We start from the raw sequence: 20,249 nt of genomic DNA, 5'->3' as shown, positions 1-20,249 counted from the left end.
TCATAAAGATGAAATGCTCCGGAGCACCTGTTTCACTTTTGCCCGTAATAGGCATCTGGCCCGTGCTTGCGCATAAAATGCTTGTCCATCAGCCAGCTATCGATGGGCTTCAGCTGCGGATTGATCGCGCGAGCAATCCACGCCATCCGCGCCACCTCTTCCATCACCACCGCGTTATGCACCGCATCGTGCGCATCCTTGCCCCAGGCAAAAGGCCCGTGCTGATAGACCACGATGCCCGGCGTATGCAGCGGCTCAACGTCACCCAGCGTTTCGATAATCACGTGGCCCGTGTTCAGCTCATAAGCCTCCGCCACTTCCTGCGCGCTTAACGCCCGGGTGCAGGGAATGTCGCCAAAGAAGTAGTCCGCGTGGGTCGTCCCCAGAGCGGGAATAGCCAGACCCGCCTGCGCCCAGGCCGTCGCGTGCGTCGAGTGGGTATGCACCACGCCGCCAAGGCTCGGATAGCGGCGATACAGCGCCAGATGCGTGGCGGTATCGGAAGAAGGACGATAGCGTCCTTCCACCACGTTCCCTTCGAGATCCACGACCACCATATCGTCCGCTTTCATGGTCTCGTAGGCGACGCCGCTGGGCTTAATCGCCACCAGCCCCCGTTCGCGGTCGATAGCGCTGACGTTACCCCAGGTAAAAGTGACCAGGCCGTAGCGCGGTAAATCCATATTGGCGTCGAAAACCTGCCGTTTCAGCGTTTGCATTATGCCACCTCCAGCAGACCGGCGCTGGCCATCCGCGCCTTCACCCAATCGCGCGCTTTCGCGACCTCGGCGGCGGGATCGTCGGTCGTTTCGCTCCACATTTCAATTAGATACGGGCCGCAGTAGCCCGTCTGCTTGAGCGTTTCGAAACAACGTTCAAAATCGACGACGCCTTCGCCGAACGGCACGTTTTTAAATACGCCGGGTTTCGTGTCTTTTATATGCACCGCCACGATATGCCCCATCCCGGCCTGAAGCTCCATCTGTACGTCGTTATCCCAGGCGGAAAGGTTGCCGATGTCCGGATAGAGCTGGAACCACGGATTATTCAGGTAGTGGGCGTAGCCCAGCGCCTTGCTGATCGAGTTCATCAGCGGGTAGTCCATAATTTCCATCGCCAGCGTTACCTGCGCGCGGCTGGCCATTTCAACGCTCTCTTTTAGCCCATCGCGGAAACGACGACGCGTCTCGTTATTGGCTTCCTGGTAGTAGACGTCGTAGCCCGCCAGCTGGATTACGCGAATCCCCACATCCTGCGCCAGCCGAATCGCTTTGCGCATAATCTCCAGGCCCTGCGCCCGTACCGCGTCGTCTTCGCTACCGAGCGGGAAGCGCCGATGGGCGCTCAGGCACATTGAGGGCACGCGCACCCCGGTTTCCGCAATCGCGTTAACCAGCGCGAAGCGCTGCTCCCGGCTCCAGTCGAGCCGGGCCAGGCGGTCGTCAGTTTCATCGACCGACATTTCGACGAAATCAAAACCGAGCGCCTTAGCCAGCCGCAGACGTTCCAGCCAGCACTCCCCGGCGGGGAGCGCTTTTTCATAGATGCCGAGCGGAATAGGTTTCGACAGCATAGCCGCTCCTTAGCCCCACAGCTGGGCGATCGAACGTTTAAACTGCCGCGCGGCTTCCACCGGGGAAGCGGCGTCGCGAATGCTGCGACCGGCGATAAAGACGTGGATCGGAATCCCCTGGAACAGCGGCAAATCCTCCAGCGCCAGGCCGCCGGTGACGGTGACTTTAAAGCCCATCCCGGACAGGCGTTTGATCGCGCTGATATCCGCATCGCCCCACGCTACGCCGGCGGCCTGGGCATCGCGGCTGCGGTGATAAACCACCTGCTGAACGCCCGCTTCACGCCACTCCTGCGCCTGCTCCCAGGTCCAGTAGCCGGTCAGTTCGATCTGGACGTCGCCGTTGAACTCTTTCGCCACGTCCAGCGCGCCTTTGGTGGTGTTGATGTCCGCGCAGCAGATCACGGTGACCCAGTCGGCGTTGGCTTCAAAGCACATGCGGGAGAGAATTTTACCGGCATCGGCGATTTTGGCGTCCGCCAGCACGATTTTGTTGGGATAGAGCGCCTTCAGGTCGCGAACGGCGCGTACGCCCTCAGCCACGCAGAGAATGGTACCGACTTCAATAATGTCCACTTCATCGGCAATCAGGCGCGTCGTTTCATACGCGGAAGACATAGATTGGTTATCGAGCGCAACCTGCAACATAGGTAATGACATTTTGGTGTTCCTTTTAAACGGCCGCTGCCGTAGCGTTATCAATTAATTCCAGAACTTCCTGCGCGGAGCGGCAGGCGCGTAAACGGTCAAAATTGGCTTCATCTTCAAACAGGTTGACGATCTGCATGATGCCGACTTCCTGATGGGTATTGGCATCCACGGCCGCCATGGTGATCAGGATGTCGACCGGGTCGTTATCCTCATGATTGAAAACCAGCGGCGTTTTCAGCGTAACCAGCGCAAAGCCCGTTTTCTTCACCCCCTCTTCCGGCCGACCGTGCGGCATCGCCAGACCGGGAGCAATCACAAAATAAGGGCCGTGCTGAGCAACGCCATCCAGAATGGCCTGGTAGTAGCGCGGCTCCACGACATCCGCCTTCACCAGTAAATCAACGCTCAGCTTGACGGCTTCCTGCCAGGTGCTGGCGTCGGCCTGTAAAAGGATGGAGTTGTTCTCCACCAGCGAATCACGTAATTTCATTTGGCGTCCTTACTTCACATCCTGCGGGAAGTGCGCTTTGATCACCTCCAGCAGTTTCGGGCCAAAATCCGCAGGCGAGAGCATGTTGCGCACGCCAACCACGTATTTATTGCCGGAGACGCTAATCTCACCGGCGATATGGGTGGAGGCGATGATGATGTCCGCGCCGTTGAGTTCACTTTTGTATTCCCCCACCGCGCAGCTGTTTACCGTGTGATCGATATTTGACTGGGTCAAAAACTGGTCCACCTTCATCTTCATGATCATGGAACTGCCTTGCCCGTTGCCACATACAGCCAGAATACGTACGGTCATAGTCGAAACTCCTTATTGAGCAGAAGCATCTGCCAGTTGTTTTTCCGCGTCCTCTTCAGCGCGCAGCGTGCGCCCTGCGAAGAACATATAAGCCAGTGCGATAATGATAATGACGGCCATAAACGCGATACCGATGGAGGCGAAGCCCTGCATCATCGGCGGCGCCAGAATTGACCAGTCCGCCATGCCCATCCAGGCGCTCATGCCGGTCAGCTTCACCGCCCAGACGCAGCCAAATATTTCGATCATGCCCATCACCAGACAAATCTTGAGCGCCGCGCGCCAGCCGCCAAAGTGGTTAGCAAAGACGCCGATGGTGGCGTTTGAGAAAAACATCGGGATAAAGCCCGGAATAATCAGAATGGAAGAGCCGAAGCCGACCAGAATACCGACGGCGATCAGCTGGCCGATGGTGCCCCACATAAAGCCCCAGACGACGGCGTTTGGCGCAAAGCTATAGATCGCCGCACAGTCAATGGCCAGTACGGCGCCGGGAATCAGGCGCTGGGAGATACCATTGAACGCCTCGGAAAGTTCGGCGACGAACATGCGCACGCCCTGGGTGATAATGAAAATAGCGACGGCGAACGAGAAGCCCGTTTGCAGGATATAGACCGTCCAGTGGGTGTTACCCGCCATCGCCTGTACGGTGTCGATGCCGAAGGAGAGCAGAATCGCGCCGAAGAAAATGGTCATCACGATGGCCGTGGAGACGATGTTGTCGTGAAAGATGTTCAGCCAGCCCGGCAGCTTAAGATCCTCAACGCTCTCCTCTTTTTTGCCCAGATACGGGGCGACCTTGTAAGCAATCCATGAAGCGAACTGCTGCTGGTGTCCGATGGAGAAGCCGCAGCCGTCGGTCACTTCCTGAGTCGGCTTATACATCATGTTCGAGGTAATGCCCCAATAGAGCGACACCAGTACCGCCGTACAGATGATGGTCGTCCACATCGGGTAGCCGAAGATGTAAAAAGAGACGGCAATCAGCCCCGCCTGCTGGAACATGATGTGCCCGGTCAGCATGATGGTGCGAATACCGGTAATACGCCGCAGCAGGACATAACAGATATTCAGCGCCAGGGCTAACAGCACGGCATAGCCCACCCAGCTGTAGGCGTCGCCCATGCGTTCGATCGTGGCCATCATTGACGCGTAGGTATCGGAGATAGCGCCGTTAATGCCGTAAACCTCAGACATTTTCGCCACGACCGGCTTAAACGTGCTGGTCAGAATGCCGGAGCCGGCCTGCAGCAGCATAAAACCGATAATGGTTTTAATCGTCCCTTTAACAATAACGCTGGCGCTTTTGCGCAGCAGGATATAGCCCAGGCAGGTCACAATACCCAGCAGCAGCGGGGCGTTGGTCATAACCTGGTTAAAGAACACGGTAAAGATGTGGTAGAGAATCTCCATAACACACTCCAGAAGGTGGACGCTCTGAACGCACGCTACGCCCAGGTTGGTTGTTGCGATCACTCTAATAATCAAAAATAATCACAACAAGATTATATTTGATTAAATGTGACGCACGCCGCAAATAATCACACAATCCGCCATCGTATTAATTCTCATTTCTACAAAATGTAAAATAGTATATTTAAATCAATGAAATAAAACCTAACTCATGTCATAACGTCAGCCTGCCCCTCTTTTTACTCTCCACGATTCCCCTCATGAAGGGCAAATTTCAGGATTGCAATCTTGAATAAACGGTGCCAGTATTCGTCAAAACAAATCACATCGTGATTACTTCTGATAATATGTGAGGGAAAAACAAATGAGTAAAGTACAAACCATCACCCGCGAATCATGGATCCTGAACACTTTTCCGGAGTGGGGTAGCTGGCTGAACGAAGAAATTGAACAAGAGCAGGTTGCGCCGGGCACCTTTGCCATGTGGTGGTTGGGTTGTACGGGCATCTGGCTGAAATCCGAAGGCGGAGCCAATATCTGCGTCGATTTCTGGTGCGGTACCGGCAAGCAAAGCCACGGGAACCCGCTGATGAAAACGGGCCACCAGATGCAGCGTATGGCCGGCGTGAAGAAGCTCCAGCCAAACCTGCGCACCACTCCGTTTGTTCTCGATCCGTTCGCTATTCGCCAGATCGACGCCGTACTGTCCACTCACGATCATAACGATCATATTGATGTGAACGTGGCCGCCGCGGTCATGCAGAACTGCGCCGAGGACGTGCCGTTCATCGGCCCGCAAACCTGCGTCGACCTGTGGATGGGCTGGGGCGTTCCAAAAGAGCGCTGTATCGTGATGAAACCAGGGGATGTGGTTAAAATAAAGGATGTTGAAATCCACGCGCTTGACGCTTTTGACCGTACGGCCCTCATCACCTTACCCGCGGATCAAAAAGCCGCAGGCGTCCTGCCGGACGGAATGGATCAGCGCGCGGTGAACTACCTGTTCAAAACGCCGGGCGGCAACCTGTATCACAGCGGCGATTCCCACTACTCCAACTACTACGCGAAGCACGGTAACGAACACCAGATCGACGTGGCGCTGGGCTCCTATGGCGAGAACCCGCGCGGTATCACCGACAAAATGACCAGCGCCGATATCCTGCGCATGGCCGAGTCGCTGAATGCTAAAGTGGTAATCCCGTTCCATCACGATATCTGGTCAAACTTCCAGGCCGATCCGCAGGAAATCCGCGTTTTGTGGGAGATGAAAAAAGATCGTCTGCAGTATGGCTTTAAGCCTTTCATCTGGCAGGTGGGCGGAAAATTCACCTGGCCGCTGGATAAAGACAACTTCGAATACCATTATCCGCGCGGATTCGACGATTGCTTCACGATGGAACCGGACCTGCCCTTTAAGTCGTTCCTGTAAGGCTTCTCCGGCGGGACCGCCCGCCGGAAATTATCCCCGTCAGCATTAGTATTTTCACCTGATTTCAAATATCATCTTTGCTTATCACTTTTAATCGGATTTGCTCATGACGGAAGCGCAAAGACATCAAATTTTACTGGATTTGCTGGCACAAACGGGATTTGTCACCGTGGAGCAGGTGATTTCCCGGCTGGGAATTTCTCCGGCGACGGCACGACGCGATATCAACAAACTCGACGAAAGCGGCAGGCTAAAAAAAGTCCGCAACGGCGCGGAAGCCATCAGCGAGCAGCGCCCGCGCTGGTCGCCAATGAATATTCACCAGGCGCAAAACCACGATGAGAAGGTACGGATTGCGCGTGCGGCTTCGCAGCTGGTCAACCCTGGCGAAAGCATCGTCATTAACTGCGGCTCTACCGCATTCCTGCTTGGGCAGGAGCTGTGCGGCAAACCGGTACAGATCATCACCAACTATTTGCCGCTGGCCAACTATCTGATCGATCAGGAACACGACAGCGTCATCATTATGGGCGGGCAGTATAACCGCAGCCACTCTATCACCCTGAGCCCGCAGGGCAGCGAAAACAGCCTGTATGCCGGGCACTGGATGTTCACCAGCGGCAAAGGGTTGACCGCCGAAGGGCTGTATAAAACCGATATGCTGACGGCGATGGCGGAGCAAAAAATGCTTAACGTCGTCGGCAAACTCGCGGTCCTGGTCGACAGCAGCAAAGTCGGCGAACGCGCCGGAATGCTCTTTAGCCAGGCCGGGCAAATCGACCTGGTGATTACCGGTAAACAGGCGGATGAGGCGATCCTCAAGCAGCTTGAGGATCAGGGCGTGCAGGTGATTCGCGTTTAAAGGTGACGTTGAAAAAAGTCCACCGTCGCGGCTAACGCTTCCGGCGTAATGCGGTGGCGGACGCCTTTCTGCCAGAGGCAGGTTAAATTGTCGGCCAGCGCGTTTTGCTGCAGCGCCTGCTGCAGGCGGAAGGTTTCCCCCGGCGGCACGACATCATCTTCATCGCCGTGCCAGAGCAGCAGCGGACGGCTGGCCAGGGTCGCCAGCTGCTGGCTGACGTCCCACGCCACCAGCTGTTCTGCATCGAACGAAGGCGAAGGGAAAAGCGCCTGCGAGAGCGAACTGAAATAGCCTGACCCCATCAGGCAGGCTACGCTTTTCAGCTCCGGGTGGTGGGTCATAATTCCTAATGCCGTCATTCCGCCCATCGATGCGCCTGCCACCGCCAGCCTGTCGTCAGCAAGCCATCCCCGATCCCGAATCGCCTCCTGTAGTGCCGGAAATTCAATAAAATTGTTCATCAGAATCGGCCAGAAGCGCTGCATCCGCCCCTGCTCGTCTCCCCGGTAGCGCGCGCCGTGTTCCGCTGCATCAGGCATAATCACCCGAAACCCCGCCTCTGCAAGCGCAACGGCAAAATAGCTGTAGACCAGCTTAGAAGAGGTAAAACCATGATAAAAGACAATGCAAGGCAGCGCCGTATCTGCGGCGCCCTGCGGGTATGCATGGAGAACCTCCCCACCCGCAAGGTTACGCATTTCTAATGCAATCATTTACCGTCTCCTTTCTCTCAAGTGATGTTATGTTATTACTCAAGTCGCTCGTTCGCACATGATTCATAATCTTGAGAACCAGATTACGCTTTCACGATATTTTCATTCGAAAATCGCGTACGGGATAACAATTTGGGAACATTCCCCGGAAATGACATTCAGGCTACCACTACACTATGACTAACAGGAAACGAGATATGGTTATGCGTAGGTTTGCACCGTGGTTAATGGCAATCGCTTTAACCGGCTGTAGCGCCCTACAGGGGACGCCAAAGGCGCCGCCGCCGGCAACCGACCATCCACAAGAGATCCAGCGTAATCAGACGGCGGGTCTGCAGAAGATGGGGACGGTGAGCGTATTAATGTACGGCTCACCGATGGATGTCGAGGCTGCGCTAAAGGTCAAAGCTGAGGCGGCTAAAGCGGATTACTACGTCATCATAATGATTGATGACACCATGGTTCCGGGCCAGTGGTATTCGCAGGCAATTTTGTACCGTAAATAGCGGTCAACCTTTAAGCCAGCTTTACACTGCTTTGCATCCATTCACGTTCTCCTGTGCATAATAACGTTCGGCCAGCTGTAACCTGGCAGAACGTTAGCAACGGACTGCCCTCAGGACTATGTGAAATGGAGCTGACGATGAAACGAACTTTTACCCTACCCAGCCTGATGTTGACCACCGTCACGGCCAATACTTCCGCGCAGTCAGCGGAGTTTGCCAGCGCTGACTGCGTAACGGGCCTGAACGAAATTGGCCTGATTTGCGTTAACAACATCTCGGGCAGCCAGCAGGATGTTGAACACGCTATCGCCGTGCAGGCCGATGAGCAGGGCGCCTCCTGGTATCGCATCGTCCAGATGTACGAGGAGCAGCAGCCGGACAACTGGCGGGTACAGGCCATTCTTTATGCCTGAGGCGCCTGTCGTCCACGCCCCGTTGCCCGTAACAGTAAGTCATCCAGCGTCTGCTCATCCAGCCGCATGCCGCCGCGCGCGTCGAGCATCATACGGCACCAGGCCTCTGCCAGCGGCGGTGACGCGAAGCGTAATAGCTGCGCCCCAACGCCCAGCATATAGACCAGCCGGGTAATCTCCCGCCCCTGCTCTTCCAGAGGCCGCCGTAGCCACTGCTGCAGCTGCCGCCACGTCCGATCGAAATGACGATTTTGCCCTTTCACTTCCGCGCACTCCGCCGCCAGAAGTTCGAGCGCCGCCGGCTGCTTCATCAGAACCCGCATCACGTCCAGACACATAATATTACCGGAACCTTCCCAGATGCTGTTTACCGGCATTTCACGGTACAAACGCGGTAATTCACTCTCTTCACAATAGCCTGAACCGCCCAGTACCTCCATCGCCTCGGCGACGAACGCGATCCCGGATTTGCAGACAGCAAATTTCGCGGCGGGCGTGAACAGCCTTGCCCATAGCGCTTCCTGCACATCGTCGCGCCTGTCCCAGGCCCTCGCCAGGCGGAACAGAAAGGCGGTTTGCCCTTCCAGCCGCAGCGCCATCTGCCCCAGAACCTGACGCATTATCGGCTGATCGACCAGATTTTTACCAAATGCCTGACGCTGCAGAGCATGGTATAGCGCTACCGAATAGGCCCGGCGCATCAGCGCATGGCTACCCAGCGCGCAGTCAAAACGGGTCAGGCCGCCCATTTTGAGAATTTGCCGGACGCCATCGCCCTCTTCTCCGACCAGCCAGCCGCAGGCATTGAAAAACTCGACTTCGCTGCTGGCGTTCGCGCGGTTACCTAATTTATCTTTCAGCCTTTCCAGATGTACACCGTTACGCTGGCCATCCGGCAACAGGCGCGGAACAAAAAAGCAGGAGAGGCCCGCCGGCGCCTGAGCCAGCACCAGATGAGCATCGCTCTGCGGTACCGAGAAAAACCATTTATGTCCGATCAGATGATAAAAGCCTTCTGCGCTTTTCTCCGCTCGCGTCGTGTTGCTCAGGACATCGGACCCGCCCTGCTTTTCCGTCATCCCCATCCCGATAAGCAGCCCGCGTTTCTGATTACCCGGCACAAGGTGCGGATCGTAGCGATCGCTTAATAGCGGCGATAGCCAGTCGCTAAAAGTCTCGGGTAAGGAGCGCTGCAGCAATGGAATCGCGGCAAAGGTCATGGTGGTGGGACACAGGGTGCCCGCCTCGACCTGCGCATGCAGCATAAAGCGGGCAGCGCGGGCAACGAAGGCGCCTTCACGAGCCTCTTCCTGCCAGGCAAGATTATGTACCCGGTTAGCGCACAGCCCCTGCATCAGTAAATGCCAGGCGGGATGGAAACGAACATCGTCAAGACGCGATCCCGTTGCGTCATAGCGCAGCAGTTCCGGCGGATTGCTGTTGGCCAGGCGCCCCAGCTCCAGCGATTCGGCCGTCCCCAGCTGTTGGCCAATGCTCGCCAGCAGATCGCTATCCCAGCCCGCGCCTTCGCGGACGACGGCTTCACGCAGGGCGGTATCGGACAGGAATAAGTTACTGTTACATAGCGGCGAGGGTTGATTAAATACGGTATGAGTTTGCCAGTGCATTATGTTTCCCTCCTTCAATGGCTCTATCCATAAGTATGGACAACGGCGCACTTTCCGTCAGAGAACTCTGTTATAAAGTTCTCTCACAATCAGAAAGGGAATTTCATGATTCATTTAATTATTGAAGATCGGCAAAATGCGCCGAACTATATTCCGCTTATCCACCGCCATCTTCCTCATCTCGCGATGAGCGCTATCAAACAGAACCTGAACGCTTCCGGTTACGTCACCTCATTTGATGAAAACAAAATCTGCGATGACATTCTGGAAGAGCAGAATCCTATTGGAAGTTTTCTTAATCTCATCAAAGTATTAAAGAATCGAGGCGCGCAGCTTAAATTCCTCGAGCAAACGGGAGATGAACCGGGAGAGGAATTACCCTTGAGCCAGGTCCTGAACTATGTTGAAAGAGGTCTCGACATTGCCCGTCGGATAGAGCGAGAAGGCGGTCAGAACTGAAGAAGATAAGCCATTCCAGAGAATGGCTTATTTGGAAAGAAGAGATTAGCTGCGCTGGCGTACCGCTTCAAACAGGCAAATACCGGTGGCTACCGATACGTTCAGCGACGACACGCTACCGGCCATCGGGATGCTGATCAACTCGTCGCAGTGCTCCCGGGTCAGGCGGCGCATGCCTTCGCCTTCCGCCCCCATGACCAGCGCCAGCGATCCGGTCATTTTGCTCTGGAACAGCGTATGATCGGCCTCACCGGCGGTACCGACGATCCAGACGTTCTCTTCCTGCAGCAGACGCATGGTACGCGCCAGGTTGGTGACGCGGATCAGCGGGACGTTTTCCGCCGCGCCGCAGGCCACTTTTTTCGCCGTGGCATTCAGCTGCGCAGAACGATCTTTGGGGACAATCACCGCATGCACGCCAGCGGCGTCAGCACTACGTAAACAGGCGCCGAGGTTGTGCGGATCGGTCACGCCGTCAAGGATCAAAAAGAACGGCTGATCGAGAGAGGCGATCAGATCCGGCAGATCGTTCTCCTGATACTGACGTCCGGGCTTCACGCGGGCAATAATTCCCTGATGAACGGCGCCTTCGCTTTTCTCATCCAGAAACTGGCGGCTGGCGACCTGAATCACCACGCCCTGCGCTTCCAGGGCATGGATCAGCGGCATAAGGCGCTTATCCTCACGGCCTTTCAGAATAAAGACTTCCTGAAAACGTTCAGGAGCGCGCTCCAGCAGTGCCTGCACCGCGTGGATGCCGTAAATCATTTCACTCATTTATCTACTCGTTTAGGTTCTGTTATCCGTTCCCTTCCCCCCGCCCCGCCACGATGTCGGGAGGCGCGGGGGGAAAGGGAATCGCACTACTCAGCGATATTCTTTTTCTTCGCCGCGCGCTTGGCTTTGGTCGCTGCGGCTATCTTCTGGGTTTTCTCCGACGGCTTCTTCGCTTTCTTCTCGCCTTTTGGCTGAGCGGCTTTCGGCTGAGACTGACCTTTCTGTTTGCGGAATGCGCTATCCGGCTCGAAGTTTACCTGCTTGCCCGCCTGACGGCGACGTCCGGAAGATTTACCTGCGCCGCCCTTCTTCGCTTTTTCACGCTCGGTCTTACCGACGTTGCGCGGCGCGCGCTCGCTGGAGATAAGCGAGAAGTCAATTTTACGCTCGTCCATGTTGACCGCTTCAACGCGCACTTCCACGCGATCGCCCAGTCGATAGGTCTGGCCGCCGGATTCACCAATCAGACGCTGTCCGACCTGATCGAAGCGGTAGTAGTCGTTATCGAGGGAAGAGACGTGCACCAGACCATCAATAAACAGCTCATCCAGACGGACGAAGAAACCAAAGCCGGTCACGCTGGCAATCACGCCCTTAAAGACGTTACCCACCTGATCCAGCATGAAATCACACTTCAGCCAGTCCGAAACATCGCGCGTCGCTTCATCAGCACGACGCTCGGTCATTGAACAGTGCGCCCCCAGCTGCAGCATCTCGTCCATGCTGTAGTGCCAGCCGCCGGTCTCGGTGCTATTGCCTTTATGTCCCTGCTCTTTCGCCAGTAAATACTTGATTGCGCGATGCAGCGAAAGGTCAGGATAGCGGCGAATCGGCGAGGTGAAGTGGGCATAGGATTGCAGCGCCAGACCAAAGTGGCCGCGGTTTTCCGGGTCGTATATCGCCTGTTTCATCGACCGCAGCAGCATGGTTTGCAGCATCTCTGCATCCGGACGATCGGCGATAGAGGTCAGTAATTCCGCATAGTCGCGCGGCTCCGGCTTGTTGCCGCCAGGCAGTTCAAGCCCCAGCTCCGCGAGCACCGAACGGAATGCGGTAATCGCTTCCGTACTCGGTTTGTCATGGATACGGAACAGCGCCGGTTCCTCGGCCTTCTCAACGAAGCGCGCAGCGGAGATGTTCGCCAGGATCATGCACTCTTCAATCAGCTTGTGCGCGTCGTTACGCTGAGTCTGCTCAATACGTTCAATGCGGCGTTCAGCATTAAAGATGAATTTAGCTTCTTCACTCTCAAATGAGATACCGCCGCGCTCTTCACGCGCGCCGTCCAGCACTTTGTAGAGGTTATGCAGCTCTTCAATATGCTTAACCAGCGGCGCGTACTGCTCACGCAGATCCTGGTCGCCCTGCAGCATATGCCAGACTTTGGTATAGGTCAGACGGGCATGGGAGCTCATCACCGCTTCGTAGAATTTGAAGCCGGTCAGACGCCCCTTGGCCGAAATCGTCATTTCACAAACCATACAGAGCCTGTCGACCTGAGGATTCAGTGAACACAGGCCGTTAGAGAGCACTTCAGGCAGCATCGGAACCACCTGAGACGGGAAGTAGACCGACGTGCCGCGGCTGCGCGCTTCGCCATCCAGCGGCGTACCCGGACGCACGTAGTAGCTCACATCGGCGATCGCCACCCACAGACGCCAGCCACCGCCGCGTTTCTTCTCGCAGTACACGGCATCATCAAAGTCACGGGCGTCTTCGCCATCAATGGTGACCAGCGGCAGGCTACGTAAATCAACGCGCCCCTGTTTCGCCTCTTCCGGTACCTGTTCTTTCAGGCCGGCGACCTGCTTTTCGACCGCTGGCGGCCAGACGTAGGGAATTTCATGGGTGCGCAGGGCCATATCGACCGCCATGCCGGTACCCATATTGTCGCCGAGGACCTCAACGATCTTGCCGACCGCTTTGGTGCGGCGGGTTGGGCGCTGGGTCAGCTCAACCACCACCACAAACCCCATTCGCGCGCCCATGATCTGTTCCGGGGGGATCAGGATATCGAAGCTCAGGCGGCTGTCATCCGGCACCACGAAGCCAACGCCCGCATCGGTAAAGTAGCGACCCACAATCTGGCCCGTTTTTGGCACCAGTACGCGGACAATACGCGCTTCGCGACGGCCTTTACGGTCGGCGCCCAGCGGCTGCGCCAGCACCTGATCGCCGTGAATACAGGTTTTCATCTGCTCGGACGACAGATACAGGTCATCTTTACGGCCTTCAACGCGCAGGAAGCCATAACCATCGCGATGACCGATAACGGTCCCTTTCAGCAGGTCAAGACGTTCCGGCAGCGCATAGCACTGACGACGCGTAAAGACCAGTTGACCATCGCGTTCCATTGCGCGCAGTCTGCGGCGCAATGCTTCTTGTTGTTCTTCGCCTTCAATATTCAGCTCTATTGCCAGCTCATCTCGGCTAGCCGGTTTTTCGCGTTTTGCTAAATGATCGAGGATAAATTCCCGGCTCGGGATTGGATTAGCGTATTTTTCAGATTCGCGGTCCAGGAAAGGATCTTGTGACATGTCGGTTCCTCCGTTGTCATCTCCAGTGAAGTTTACGTCACTCCACCAGCAATAATTTATAAAGCGGTTGATTCTTTTCAACCAAATCGGCCAGCGTGTAGTTATCCAGTTCCTTGAGAAAACTTTGCGCGGCTTCAGCAAGCGCCTGTTTCAGACGACAGGCGGGCGTAATATGGCAAAATTCGCTGCTGCAGTTGACCAACGAGAGCGGCTCCAGATCGCGAACAACATCACCCACGCGAATCATATTTGCCGGTTTCCCCAGACGAATTCCCCCGTTTTTTCCCCGTACCGCCGTCACGTACCCCACGCGACTTAGCTGATTGATTATTTTAACCATATGATTACGGGAAACGCCGTAAACCTCCGTCACTTCGGAGATGCTGGTCATTCTTCCATCCGGTAGCGACGCCATATAAATCAGCGCGCGTAATCCGTAATCAGTGAAACTCGTTAACTGCACAATCAACCTCAGGGAAAAGAAAAACAGAGTGCGTCGGTAGACAATTACTATTGATGATAAACCAGCCAGCGCTCAGGCCGCTAATTTATTTAAATGGGGCGGGCGAACAGCAAAAACAAGAGGCGCCTTAACGGCGCCCCTGGAGATCGTTATGCGTCGAACGGATCGCGCAAAATCATCGTCTCGGTACGGTCAGGACCGGTAGAGATAATATCAACCGGTACGCCGGTCAGCTCTTCAATGCGTGCGATGTAGTTCAGCGCTGCCTGCGGCAGACCGCTGCGCTCTTTCACGCCAAAGGTGGTTTCAGACCAGCCCGGCATGGTTTCGTAAATCGGCTCGATGCCTTCCCAGTTGTCAGCAGCCAGCGGAGTGGTCGTCACTTCGCGGCCATCCGGCATCCGGTAGGCTACGCAGATTTTAACTTCTTTCAGGCCGTCCAGGACGTCCAGCTTAGTCAGGCAGAAACCGGACAGGGAGTTAATCTGCACCGCGCGGCGCACCGCTACGGCATCCAGCCAGCCGGTACGACGACGACGGCCGGTGGTAGCGCCAAACTCGTTACCCTGCTTGCACAGGAACTCGCCGGTTTCATCAAACAGCTCAGTCGGGAACGGACCCGCACCTACGCGAGTGGAGTACGCTTTGATGATACCCAGAACGTAGTCTACATAACGCGGACCCAGACCGGAGCCGGTCGCCACGCCACCTGCGGTGGTGTTGGAAGAGGTTACGTACGGATAGGTACCGTGGTCGATATCGAGCAGCGTACCCTGTGCGCCTTCAAACATGACGAAATCGCCACGCTTGCGCGCCTGGTCAAGCAGATCGGAAACGTCAACAACCATCGCGGTCAGGATGTCGGCAATCGCCATGACGTCATCGAGAACTTTCTGGTAATCAACCGCTTCAGCTTTGTAGAAATTCACCAGCTGGAAGTTGTGATATTCCATCACTTCTTTCAGTTTCTCAGCGAAGGTGGCTTTATCAAACAGATCGCCAACGCGCAGACCGCGGCGAGCCACTTTATCTTCGTAAGCCGGGCCGATACCGCGACCGGTCGTACCGATAGCTTTCGCGCCGCGCGCTTTTTCACGCGCGACATCCAGCGCAACGTGATATTCGAGGATAAGCGGGCACGCTTCAGAAAGCAGCAGACGCTCGCGGACAGGGATACCACGGTCTTCCAGACCTTTCATCTCTTTCATCAGCGCAGCCGGAGAAAGCACGACACCGTTACCGATGATGCTGGTGACATTCTCGCGAAGAATACCTGATGGAATGAGATGGAGGACGGTTTTTTCACCGTTGATTACGAGAGTATGGCCGGCGTTGTGACCGCCCTGATAGCGCACAACATATTTAGCCCGTTCAGTCAGGAGATCGACGATCTTCCCTTTACCTTCGTCACCCCATTGGGTGCCCAGTACGACGACGTTGTTACCCATTTTTCAAAATCACCGTTTGCTTAAAAATGGATTCTACCATCGCTTTTTCAGAGTTACAGCACTTTTTGCACTCAAAAGGCGGGAAATTAGTCTACTTTACGCTCAGCCAATCGTTTTCCTCAACATGTAGTAGATGACGATACCGGCAACCACAAGACCTCCGCCAAACCGGCGTAATAAATTATCCGGTAATTGGCTCATCGTGGCGACCATTCGACGCCACGCGCGCGGATAAAGCAGCGGCCCAAGCCCTTCAAGTACTAAAACCAGCGCCAGTGCCAGCCAGATTGTTGAGTTCATTATTCACCTTTATTTAAGTACAGCCACCGTCGCTCACCCCTGTGAGTCGTTGCTCAATTCATATTCTCCGGTATTTCATCATTGTTATGAACCGGCTTTATGAAACAAAATACATAACCCATTGGCGAACCCAAATCCGCTGCGAACATTGTAAAAAAAGGCGCCTCAACGGGCGCCTTTTTGCTTACTCATTGCTTATCAGCGGGTCGCTGACGCGGGTGATTTCATATAGCGGAAGAAATCGCTGTCCGGGCTGAGAACCATCACATCCTGATTGCTCTGGAAGCTGTTCTCATACGCACGCAGGCTACGGATAAAGGCATAGAAGCCTGGATCCTGGCTGAATGCATCAGCAAACAGTTTCGCCGATTCAGCATCGCCTTCACCGCGCAGAATACGCCCCTGACGCTCGGCTTCCGCCAGCGTTTTGGTCACTTCATAATCCGCGGTCGCGCGCAGTTTTTCAGCTTCTTCCTGACCCTGTGAACGGTGACGACGCGCTACCGCTTCACGCTCGGCGCGCATACGGTTGTAGATCGCTTCAGACACTTCGGCAGGCAGGTTGATCTGTTTAATACGCACGTCGACGACTTCAATACCCAGCGCCGCCATACTGTTCGGGTTGATCACCTGAACCTTACCGTTCGTTTCTGCTTCAACACGCTCCGCCGCTTTAGCAATCGCGTCATCGGCAGCCGGCGTACTGACTTCATCTTCTGTGCCCGCAGAACCTGAGTTCAGCGCATCGCGGACTTCCAGGGTCAGACGGCCGCGGGAGTCGGTCACGATGTCTTTCACATCCAGACGGCCAATTTCAGAACGTAGACGGTCAGAGAATTTACGCTTCAGCAGCACCTCGGCCTGGGAAACGTCACCGCCGCCGGTTGCCAGGTAGTAACGGCTAAAGTCGCTGATGCGCCACTTGATGTAAGAGTCAACAATCAGGTCCTTCTTCTCTTTGGTAACAAAGCGGTCGGCCTGGTTGTCCATCGTCTGGATACGCGCATCAAGCATCTTCACGGATTCAATAAAAGGAATCTTGAAGTGAAGGCCAGGCGCGTACACCAGCGGTTTGTTTTCATCGTCGCGCAGAACTTTACCAAAACGCAGCGTAATGCCGCGCTCGCCCTCTTTGACCACAAAGATGGACATGTAGAGCACCACCAGCACGATGACAATTATCGCGATAACAGATTTACGCATCGTTATTCCCCCTGACGCTGGTAGTCGTTACGCTGCGCGTTGGCGCGGCGTTGGTCCATAATGGTGCCTCCCGTAGAGGTAGAAGCGTTACTGGCGCTGTTTGAGCTGGCTGCAGGCGGCAGACGCAGCAGATCGCTTGCGCCACTGCTATCGCTCTTTGCCGCCGGCGCGCCGGCGCCTTTCAGCATCTGATCCAGAGGCAGAACCATCAGGTTGCTCCCCTTATCGTTAACCAGCACTTTGCGCGTATGGCTCAGCACTTTTTCCATGGTTTCGATATACAGACGCTCGCGGGTAATTTCCGGAGCCGCTTTATACTCAGGCAGAATTTTTGCAAAACGAGCCACTTCACCCTGCGCTTCAAGAACGGTCTGGGTCTTATAGGCGCGAGCCTCTTCAAGGATACGCTGCGCCTGACCGTTAGCCCGCGGCTGGACTTCGTTGGTGTAAGCTTCCGCTTCACGAATGTACTGCTGTTCGTTTTCACGCGCGGCAATCGCATCATCAAACGCGGCTTTTACTTCCTCCGGCGGACGCGCCGTCTGGAAGTTGACGTCGAGCAGGGTGATACCCATGTTGTACGGACGAATGGTCTCTTCCAGCTCGCGCTGGGTATCGCTACGAATGACGGTACGTCCTTCGGTCAGGATACGGTCCATGGTGTATTTACCGATCACGCCACGCAGGGCGCTGTCGGTGGCCTGACGCAGGCTGTCGTCCGCGCTGGTGACGCTAAACAGATAGCGTTCCGGATCGGTCACGCGGTACTGCACGTTCATCTCAACGCGCACGACGTTTTCGTCAGACGTCAGCATGACGCCGGAAGCCGCCAGTTCGCGGACCGACTCAACGTTAACCGCCTGAACGTTATCAATGAAAGTAGGTTTCCAGTTAAGGCCAGGCTCAACCAGATGGCTAAATTTACCAAAGCGAGTGACGACGCCACGTTCAGCTTCTTTAATGGTATAGAAACCGCTGGCTGCCCAGATAATAACCGCAGCGGCGGCAACGATGCCGACGATACGTCCGCCCATTGGCCCGCGAGGTCCCTGAGAGCCGCTACCGCCGCCCAGTCCACCTTTTCCGCCACCCAGGCCGCCAAGTTTTTTACTTAGCTTACGGAAGATATCATCCAGATCGGGAGGTCCCTGCTCGCGACCGCCTTTGTTGCCATTTCCCCCAGAGTTGCCGCCTTGGTTATTGCTGCTTCCCCACGGGTCGCGGTCCTGTCCGTTATTACCGGGCTGATTCCACGCCATGTATATGCTCCATATTTGTTTTTGATATCCCCACAGGGGTCAATATCTTCAGGCAAGCTGCAAGGTCAAATCACGTATTCAACCAGCGCTGGCTCTTGTTTACAGAGGCGACGCCAGTCAACGATCGGCATGCGCACCTGCAGACCAACGCTACCGTCATCCTCCATCCACTCTTTCTCTATCGCCTGAAGCTGATAGAACCGGCTTCTCAACCGACCTTCCTGCGGTGGCAGGCGCAGCGTGTGCTGGGCCACTTCACCAGAAAGCCGTTCCGTCAAAGCCTGAAAAAGCAGCGGTACGCCAACCCCGGTCTGGGCGGAAAGCCAGACCCGAATCGGTTTATTTTCTTCATCCCGATCGATACGCGGCTCAAAATCATCCAGCATGTCGATTTTATTCATGACCAGCAGCGCCGGGATCTCATCAGCTTCGATTTCCGCGAGCACCGTATTAACTGCGTCAATATTTTCCTGCACGCGCACATCGGCCGCATCAATGATATGCAGCAACAGCGTCGCCTGGCGCGTCTCCTGGAGCGTCGCTTTAAACGCGGCCACCAGATCGTGCGGCAGGTGGCGAATAAAGCCTACGGTATCCGCCAGGACGGTTTCGCCGACATCAGGGACATCAATCCGGCGCAGCGTCGGATCCAGAGTGGCGAACAGCTGGTTCGCAGCATAGACCTCGGCTTCGGTTATCTGATTGAACAACGTGGATTTACCGGCGTTGGTATAACCGACCAGCGACACGGTTGGAATATCGGCTTTGGCGCGTGACCGCCGTCCCTGCTCACGCTGTTTTTCAACTTTTTCCAGTCGCGCCAGGATCTGCATAATACGGTTACGCAGCAAGCGGCGGTCAGTTTCGAGCTGGGTTTCCCCCGGGCCGCGCAAACCAATCCCGCCTTTCTGTCTTTCAAGGTGGGTCCAGCCGCGAACGAGGCGAGTCGCCATGTGGCGCAGCTGCGCCAGCTCGACCTGCAGTTTCCCTTCGTGGGTACGCGCTCGCTGGGCAAAAATATCTAAAATCAAGCCGGTACGATCGATAACCCGACATTCGCATAAGCGCTCCAGGTTTCGTTCCTGTGCCGGACTCAGGGCATGATCGAAGAGCACGACCGATGCACCGGTCGCTTTTACGGCTTCCGCAATTTCGACTGCTTTACCTTCACCAACAAAATACTTCGGGTGCGGTGCTTTACGGCTACCGGTAATCACCTGCATTGCTTCGACACCGGCGGAAGAGGCCAGAGTTTCAAACTCCTGGAGATCTTCCATATCTTTGTCTTGCGAAAAATAGATGTGTACCAGTACCGCCTGCTCACCGGCATCATAACGGTCAAACAAGCGTAAACCCCTTATAAAATACCAGCGGGGAACGCAGAAAACCTGGCTCCCCGACGTGGAAAAACAGCATCTGCCTTATTCGGCGTCTTCGCTGTCTTGCTGCGGCGCAGAAGAACCCTGCGCACCACCACCGTGGTGATAGTTGTTTGTACCGCCGCCAGCATTGTTGCTGTGGTGTGACACCGGGCGAGACGGGACAACAGTAGAAATTGCGTGCTTATAGACCATCTGGCTGACCGTGTTTTTCAACAGGATCACGAACTGATCGAAAGACTCAATTTGCCCTTGCAGCTTAATACCATTCACCAAATAAATAGAAACCGGAACACGTTCCCGACGCAAAGCGTTCAGGAACGGATCTTGTAAAGATTGCCCCTTAGCCATTCTCTCTTTTCCTTATATGTATGCTTGTTTTGTACTCAGAACCTTACGATTCTTAAAAAAATTACGCACGATACCCGTTC

Annotated in this window: 22 protein-coding genes; 5 read left to right on the top strand and 17 right to left on the bottom strand. The window is 55.4% G+C overall.

All coding sequences use genetic code 11. The features are described 5' to 3' along the window. Positions 1-32: 32 nt before the first annotated feature. From CDA56_RS03770 to ulaA, 6 genes are read right to left on the bottom strand one after another with little or no spacing between them, the layout of a single operon-like run. Complete coding sequence (locus CDA56_RS03770) at positions 33-719, bottom strand: L-ribulose-5-phosphate 4-epimerase (RefSeq protein ID WP_004097998.1); 687 nt, start codon at positions 717-719, stop codon at positions 33-35. Further along, complete coding sequence (locus CDA56_RS03765; RefSeq protein WP_014227628.1) at positions 719-1,573, bottom strand: L-ribulose-5-phosphate 3-epimerase; 855 nt, start codon at positions 1,571-1,573, stop codon at positions 719-721. Before CDA56_RS03765 ends, CDA56_RS03770 begins: the two co-directional genes overlap by 1 nt. Positions 1,574-1,582: 9 nt before the next feature. Beyond that, positions 1,583-2,233: a 3-keto-L-gulonate-6-phosphate decarboxylase UlaD gene (locus CDA56_RS03760; protein WP_025107630.1), complete on the bottom strand. Its 651-nt coding sequence runs from the start codon at positions 2,231-2,233 to the stop codon at positions 1,583-1,585. 13 nt (positions 2,234-2,246) lie between these two features. Further along, a complete protein-coding gene (ulaC, locus tag CDA56_RS03755; protein WP_004097995.1) occupies positions 2,247-2,714 on the bottom strand; it encodes a PTS ascorbate transporter subunit IIA in 468 nt (155 codons plus the stop codon). Between the two features lie 9 nt (positions 2,715-2,723). Beyond that, positions 2,724-3,029 carry a PTS ascorbate transporter subunit IIB gene (gene ulaB / locus CDA56_RS03750; protein WP_004109091.1) on the bottom strand — a complete coding sequence of 102 codons (306 nt, stop codon included), beginning with the start codon at positions 3,027-3,029 and terminating at the stop codon, positions 2,724-2,726. A gap of 12 nt (positions 3,030-3,041) precedes the next feature. Beyond that, on the bottom strand, positions 3,042-4,442 hold the full coding sequence (gene ulaA / locus CDA56_RS03745) for a PTS ascorbate transporter subunit IIC (protein ID WP_004097992.1): 1,401 nt from the start codon (positions 4,440-4,442) through the stop codon (positions 3,042-3,044). Positions 4,443-4,806: 364 nt separating this feature from the next. Between ulaA and ulaG the strand changes: the two genes are divergently transcribed. Then, positions 4,807-5,871, top strand: coding sequence for an L-ascorbate 6-phosphate lactonase (ulaG, locus tag CDA56_RS03740; RefSeq protein WP_004097991.1), 1,065 nt, complete (start codon positions 4,807-4,809; stop codon positions 5,869-5,871). 106 nt (positions 5,872-5,977) lie between these two features. After that, on the top strand, positions 5,978-6,733 hold the full coding sequence (ulaR, locus tag CDA56_RS03735) for an HTH-type transcriptional regulator UlaR (RefSeq protein ID WP_004097990.1): 756 nt from the start codon (positions 5,978-5,980) through the stop codon (positions 6,731-6,733). On the opposite strand, the gene yjfP is transcribed toward ulaR, so the two are convergent. Next, a complete protein-coding gene (yjfP, locus tag CDA56_RS03730) occupies positions 6,730-7,446 on the bottom strand; it encodes an esterase (RefSeq protein ID WP_004097989.1) in 717 nt (238 codons plus the stop codon). The two genes, ulaR and yjfP, sit on opposite strands and share 4 nt — an antisense overlap. A gap of 197 nt (positions 7,447-7,643) precedes the next feature. Here yjfP and bsmA point away from each other — a divergent pair, with 197 nt between their 5' ends. Both bsmA and yjfN read left to right on the top strand, forming a co-directional pair. After that, positions 7,644-7,952: a biofilm peroxide resistance protein BsmA gene (gene bsmA, locus CDA56_RS03725; RefSeq protein WP_004097988.1), complete on the top strand. Its 309-nt coding sequence runs from the start codon at positions 7,644-7,646 to the stop codon at positions 7,950-7,952. Positions 7,953-8,089: 137 nt separating this feature from the next. Continuing rightward, the gene (gene yjfN, locus CDA56_RS03720) at positions 8,090-8,365 is read left to right on the top strand and encodes a DUF1471 family protease activator YjfN (RefSeq protein ID WP_014227626.1); all 276 of its coding nucleotides are present in this window, start codon (positions 8,090-8,092) and stop codon (positions 8,363-8,365) included. Here the strand turns inward: yjfN and CDA56_RS03715 are convergent. Beyond that, positions 8,356-9,993 carry an isovaleryl-CoA dehydrogenase gene (locus CDA56_RS03715; protein WP_032747632.1) on the bottom strand — a complete coding sequence of 546 codons (1,638 nt, stop codon included), beginning with the start codon at positions 9,991-9,993 and terminating at the stop codon, positions 8,356-8,358. The genes yjfN and CDA56_RS03715 overlap by 10 nt on opposite strands. A gap of 105 nt (positions 9,994-10,098) precedes the next feature. On the opposite strand from CDA56_RS03715, the gene CDA56_RS03710 reads away from it, so the two are divergent. Continuing rightward, positions 10,099-10,452: a hypothetical protein gene (locus CDA56_RS03710; protein WP_032695151.1), complete on the top strand. Its 354-nt coding sequence runs from the start codon at positions 10,099-10,101 to the stop codon at positions 10,450-10,452. A 45-nt stretch (positions 10,453-10,497) separates the two neighbouring features. Here the strand turns inward: CDA56_RS03710 and rlmB are convergent, their stop codons facing one another. The 9 genes from rlmB to hfq form a co-directional block, all read right to left on the bottom strand. After that, positions 10,498-11,229 (bottom strand): 23S rRNA (guanosine(2251)-2'-O)-methyltransferase RlmB, encoded by a 732-nt coding sequence (gene rlmB, locus CDA56_RS03705; RefSeq protein WP_004109129.1) that lies wholly within the window; start codon positions 11,227-11,229, stop codon positions 10,498-10,500. A gap of 86 nt (positions 11,230-11,315) precedes the next feature. Next, complete coding sequence (gene rnr / locus CDA56_RS03700; RefSeq protein ID WP_004097981.1) at positions 11,316-13,766, bottom strand: ribonuclease R; 2,451 nt, start codon at positions 13,764-13,766, stop codon at positions 11,316-11,318. Positions 13,767-13,803: 37 nt separating this feature from the next. Then, positions 13,804-14,229 (bottom strand): nitric oxide-sensing transcriptional repressor NsrR, encoded by a 426-nt coding sequence (gene nsrR, locus CDA56_RS03695; RefSeq protein ID WP_004097980.1) that lies wholly within the window; start codon positions 14,227-14,229, stop codon positions 13,804-13,806. 149 nt (positions 14,230-14,378) lie between these two features. Continuing rightward, positions 14,379-15,677 (bottom strand): adenylosuccinate synthase, encoded by a 1,299-nt coding sequence (locus CDA56_RS03690; protein ID WP_004097979.1) that lies wholly within the window; start codon positions 15,675-15,677, stop codon positions 14,379-14,381. Positions 15,678-15,779: 102 nt separating this feature from the next. Beyond that, positions 15,780-15,977 (bottom strand): DUF2065 domain-containing protein, encoded by a 198-nt coding sequence (locus CDA56_RS03685; protein WP_004097978.1) that lies wholly within the window; start codon positions 15,975-15,977, stop codon positions 15,780-15,782. A gap of 198 nt (positions 15,978-16,175) precedes the next feature. Further along, positions 16,176-17,180 carry a protease modulator HflC gene (gene hflC / locus CDA56_RS03680; RefSeq protein ID WP_032747622.1) on the bottom strand — a complete coding sequence of 335 codons (1,005 nt, stop codon included), beginning with the start codon at positions 17,178-17,180 and terminating at the stop codon, positions 16,176-16,178. 2 nt (positions 17,181-17,182) lie between these two features. Beyond that, positions 17,183-18,439: an FtsH protease activity modulator HflK gene (gene hflK / locus CDA56_RS03675; RefSeq protein WP_014227623.1), complete on the bottom strand. Its 1,257-nt coding sequence runs from the start codon at positions 18,437-18,439 to the stop codon at positions 17,183-17,185. 65 nt (positions 18,440-18,504) lie between these two features. Then, positions 18,505-19,785, bottom strand: a complete 1,281-nt coding sequence (hflX, locus tag CDA56_RS03670; RefSeq protein ID WP_004097973.1) for a ribosome rescue GTPase HflX — start codon at positions 19,783-19,785, stop codon at positions 18,505-18,507. 75 nt (positions 19,786-19,860) lie between these two features. Further along, on the bottom strand, positions 19,861-20,169 hold the full coding sequence (gene hfq / locus CDA56_RS03665; RefSeq protein WP_004097968.1) for an RNA chaperone Hfq: 309 nt from the start codon (positions 20,167-20,169) through the stop codon (positions 19,861-19,863). Positions 20,170-20,249 lie beyond the last annotated feature (80 nt).

Origin of the sequence: Klebsiella michiganensis (genome assembly GCF_002925905.1) — a bacterium.
GTDB lineage: Bacteria > Pseudomonadota > Gammaproteobacteria > Enterobacterales > Enterobacteriaceae > Klebsiella > Klebsiella michiganensis.
Note: the sequence above shows the minus strand (reverse complement) of the source record. Positions and strands in the feature narration are given on the sequence as shown.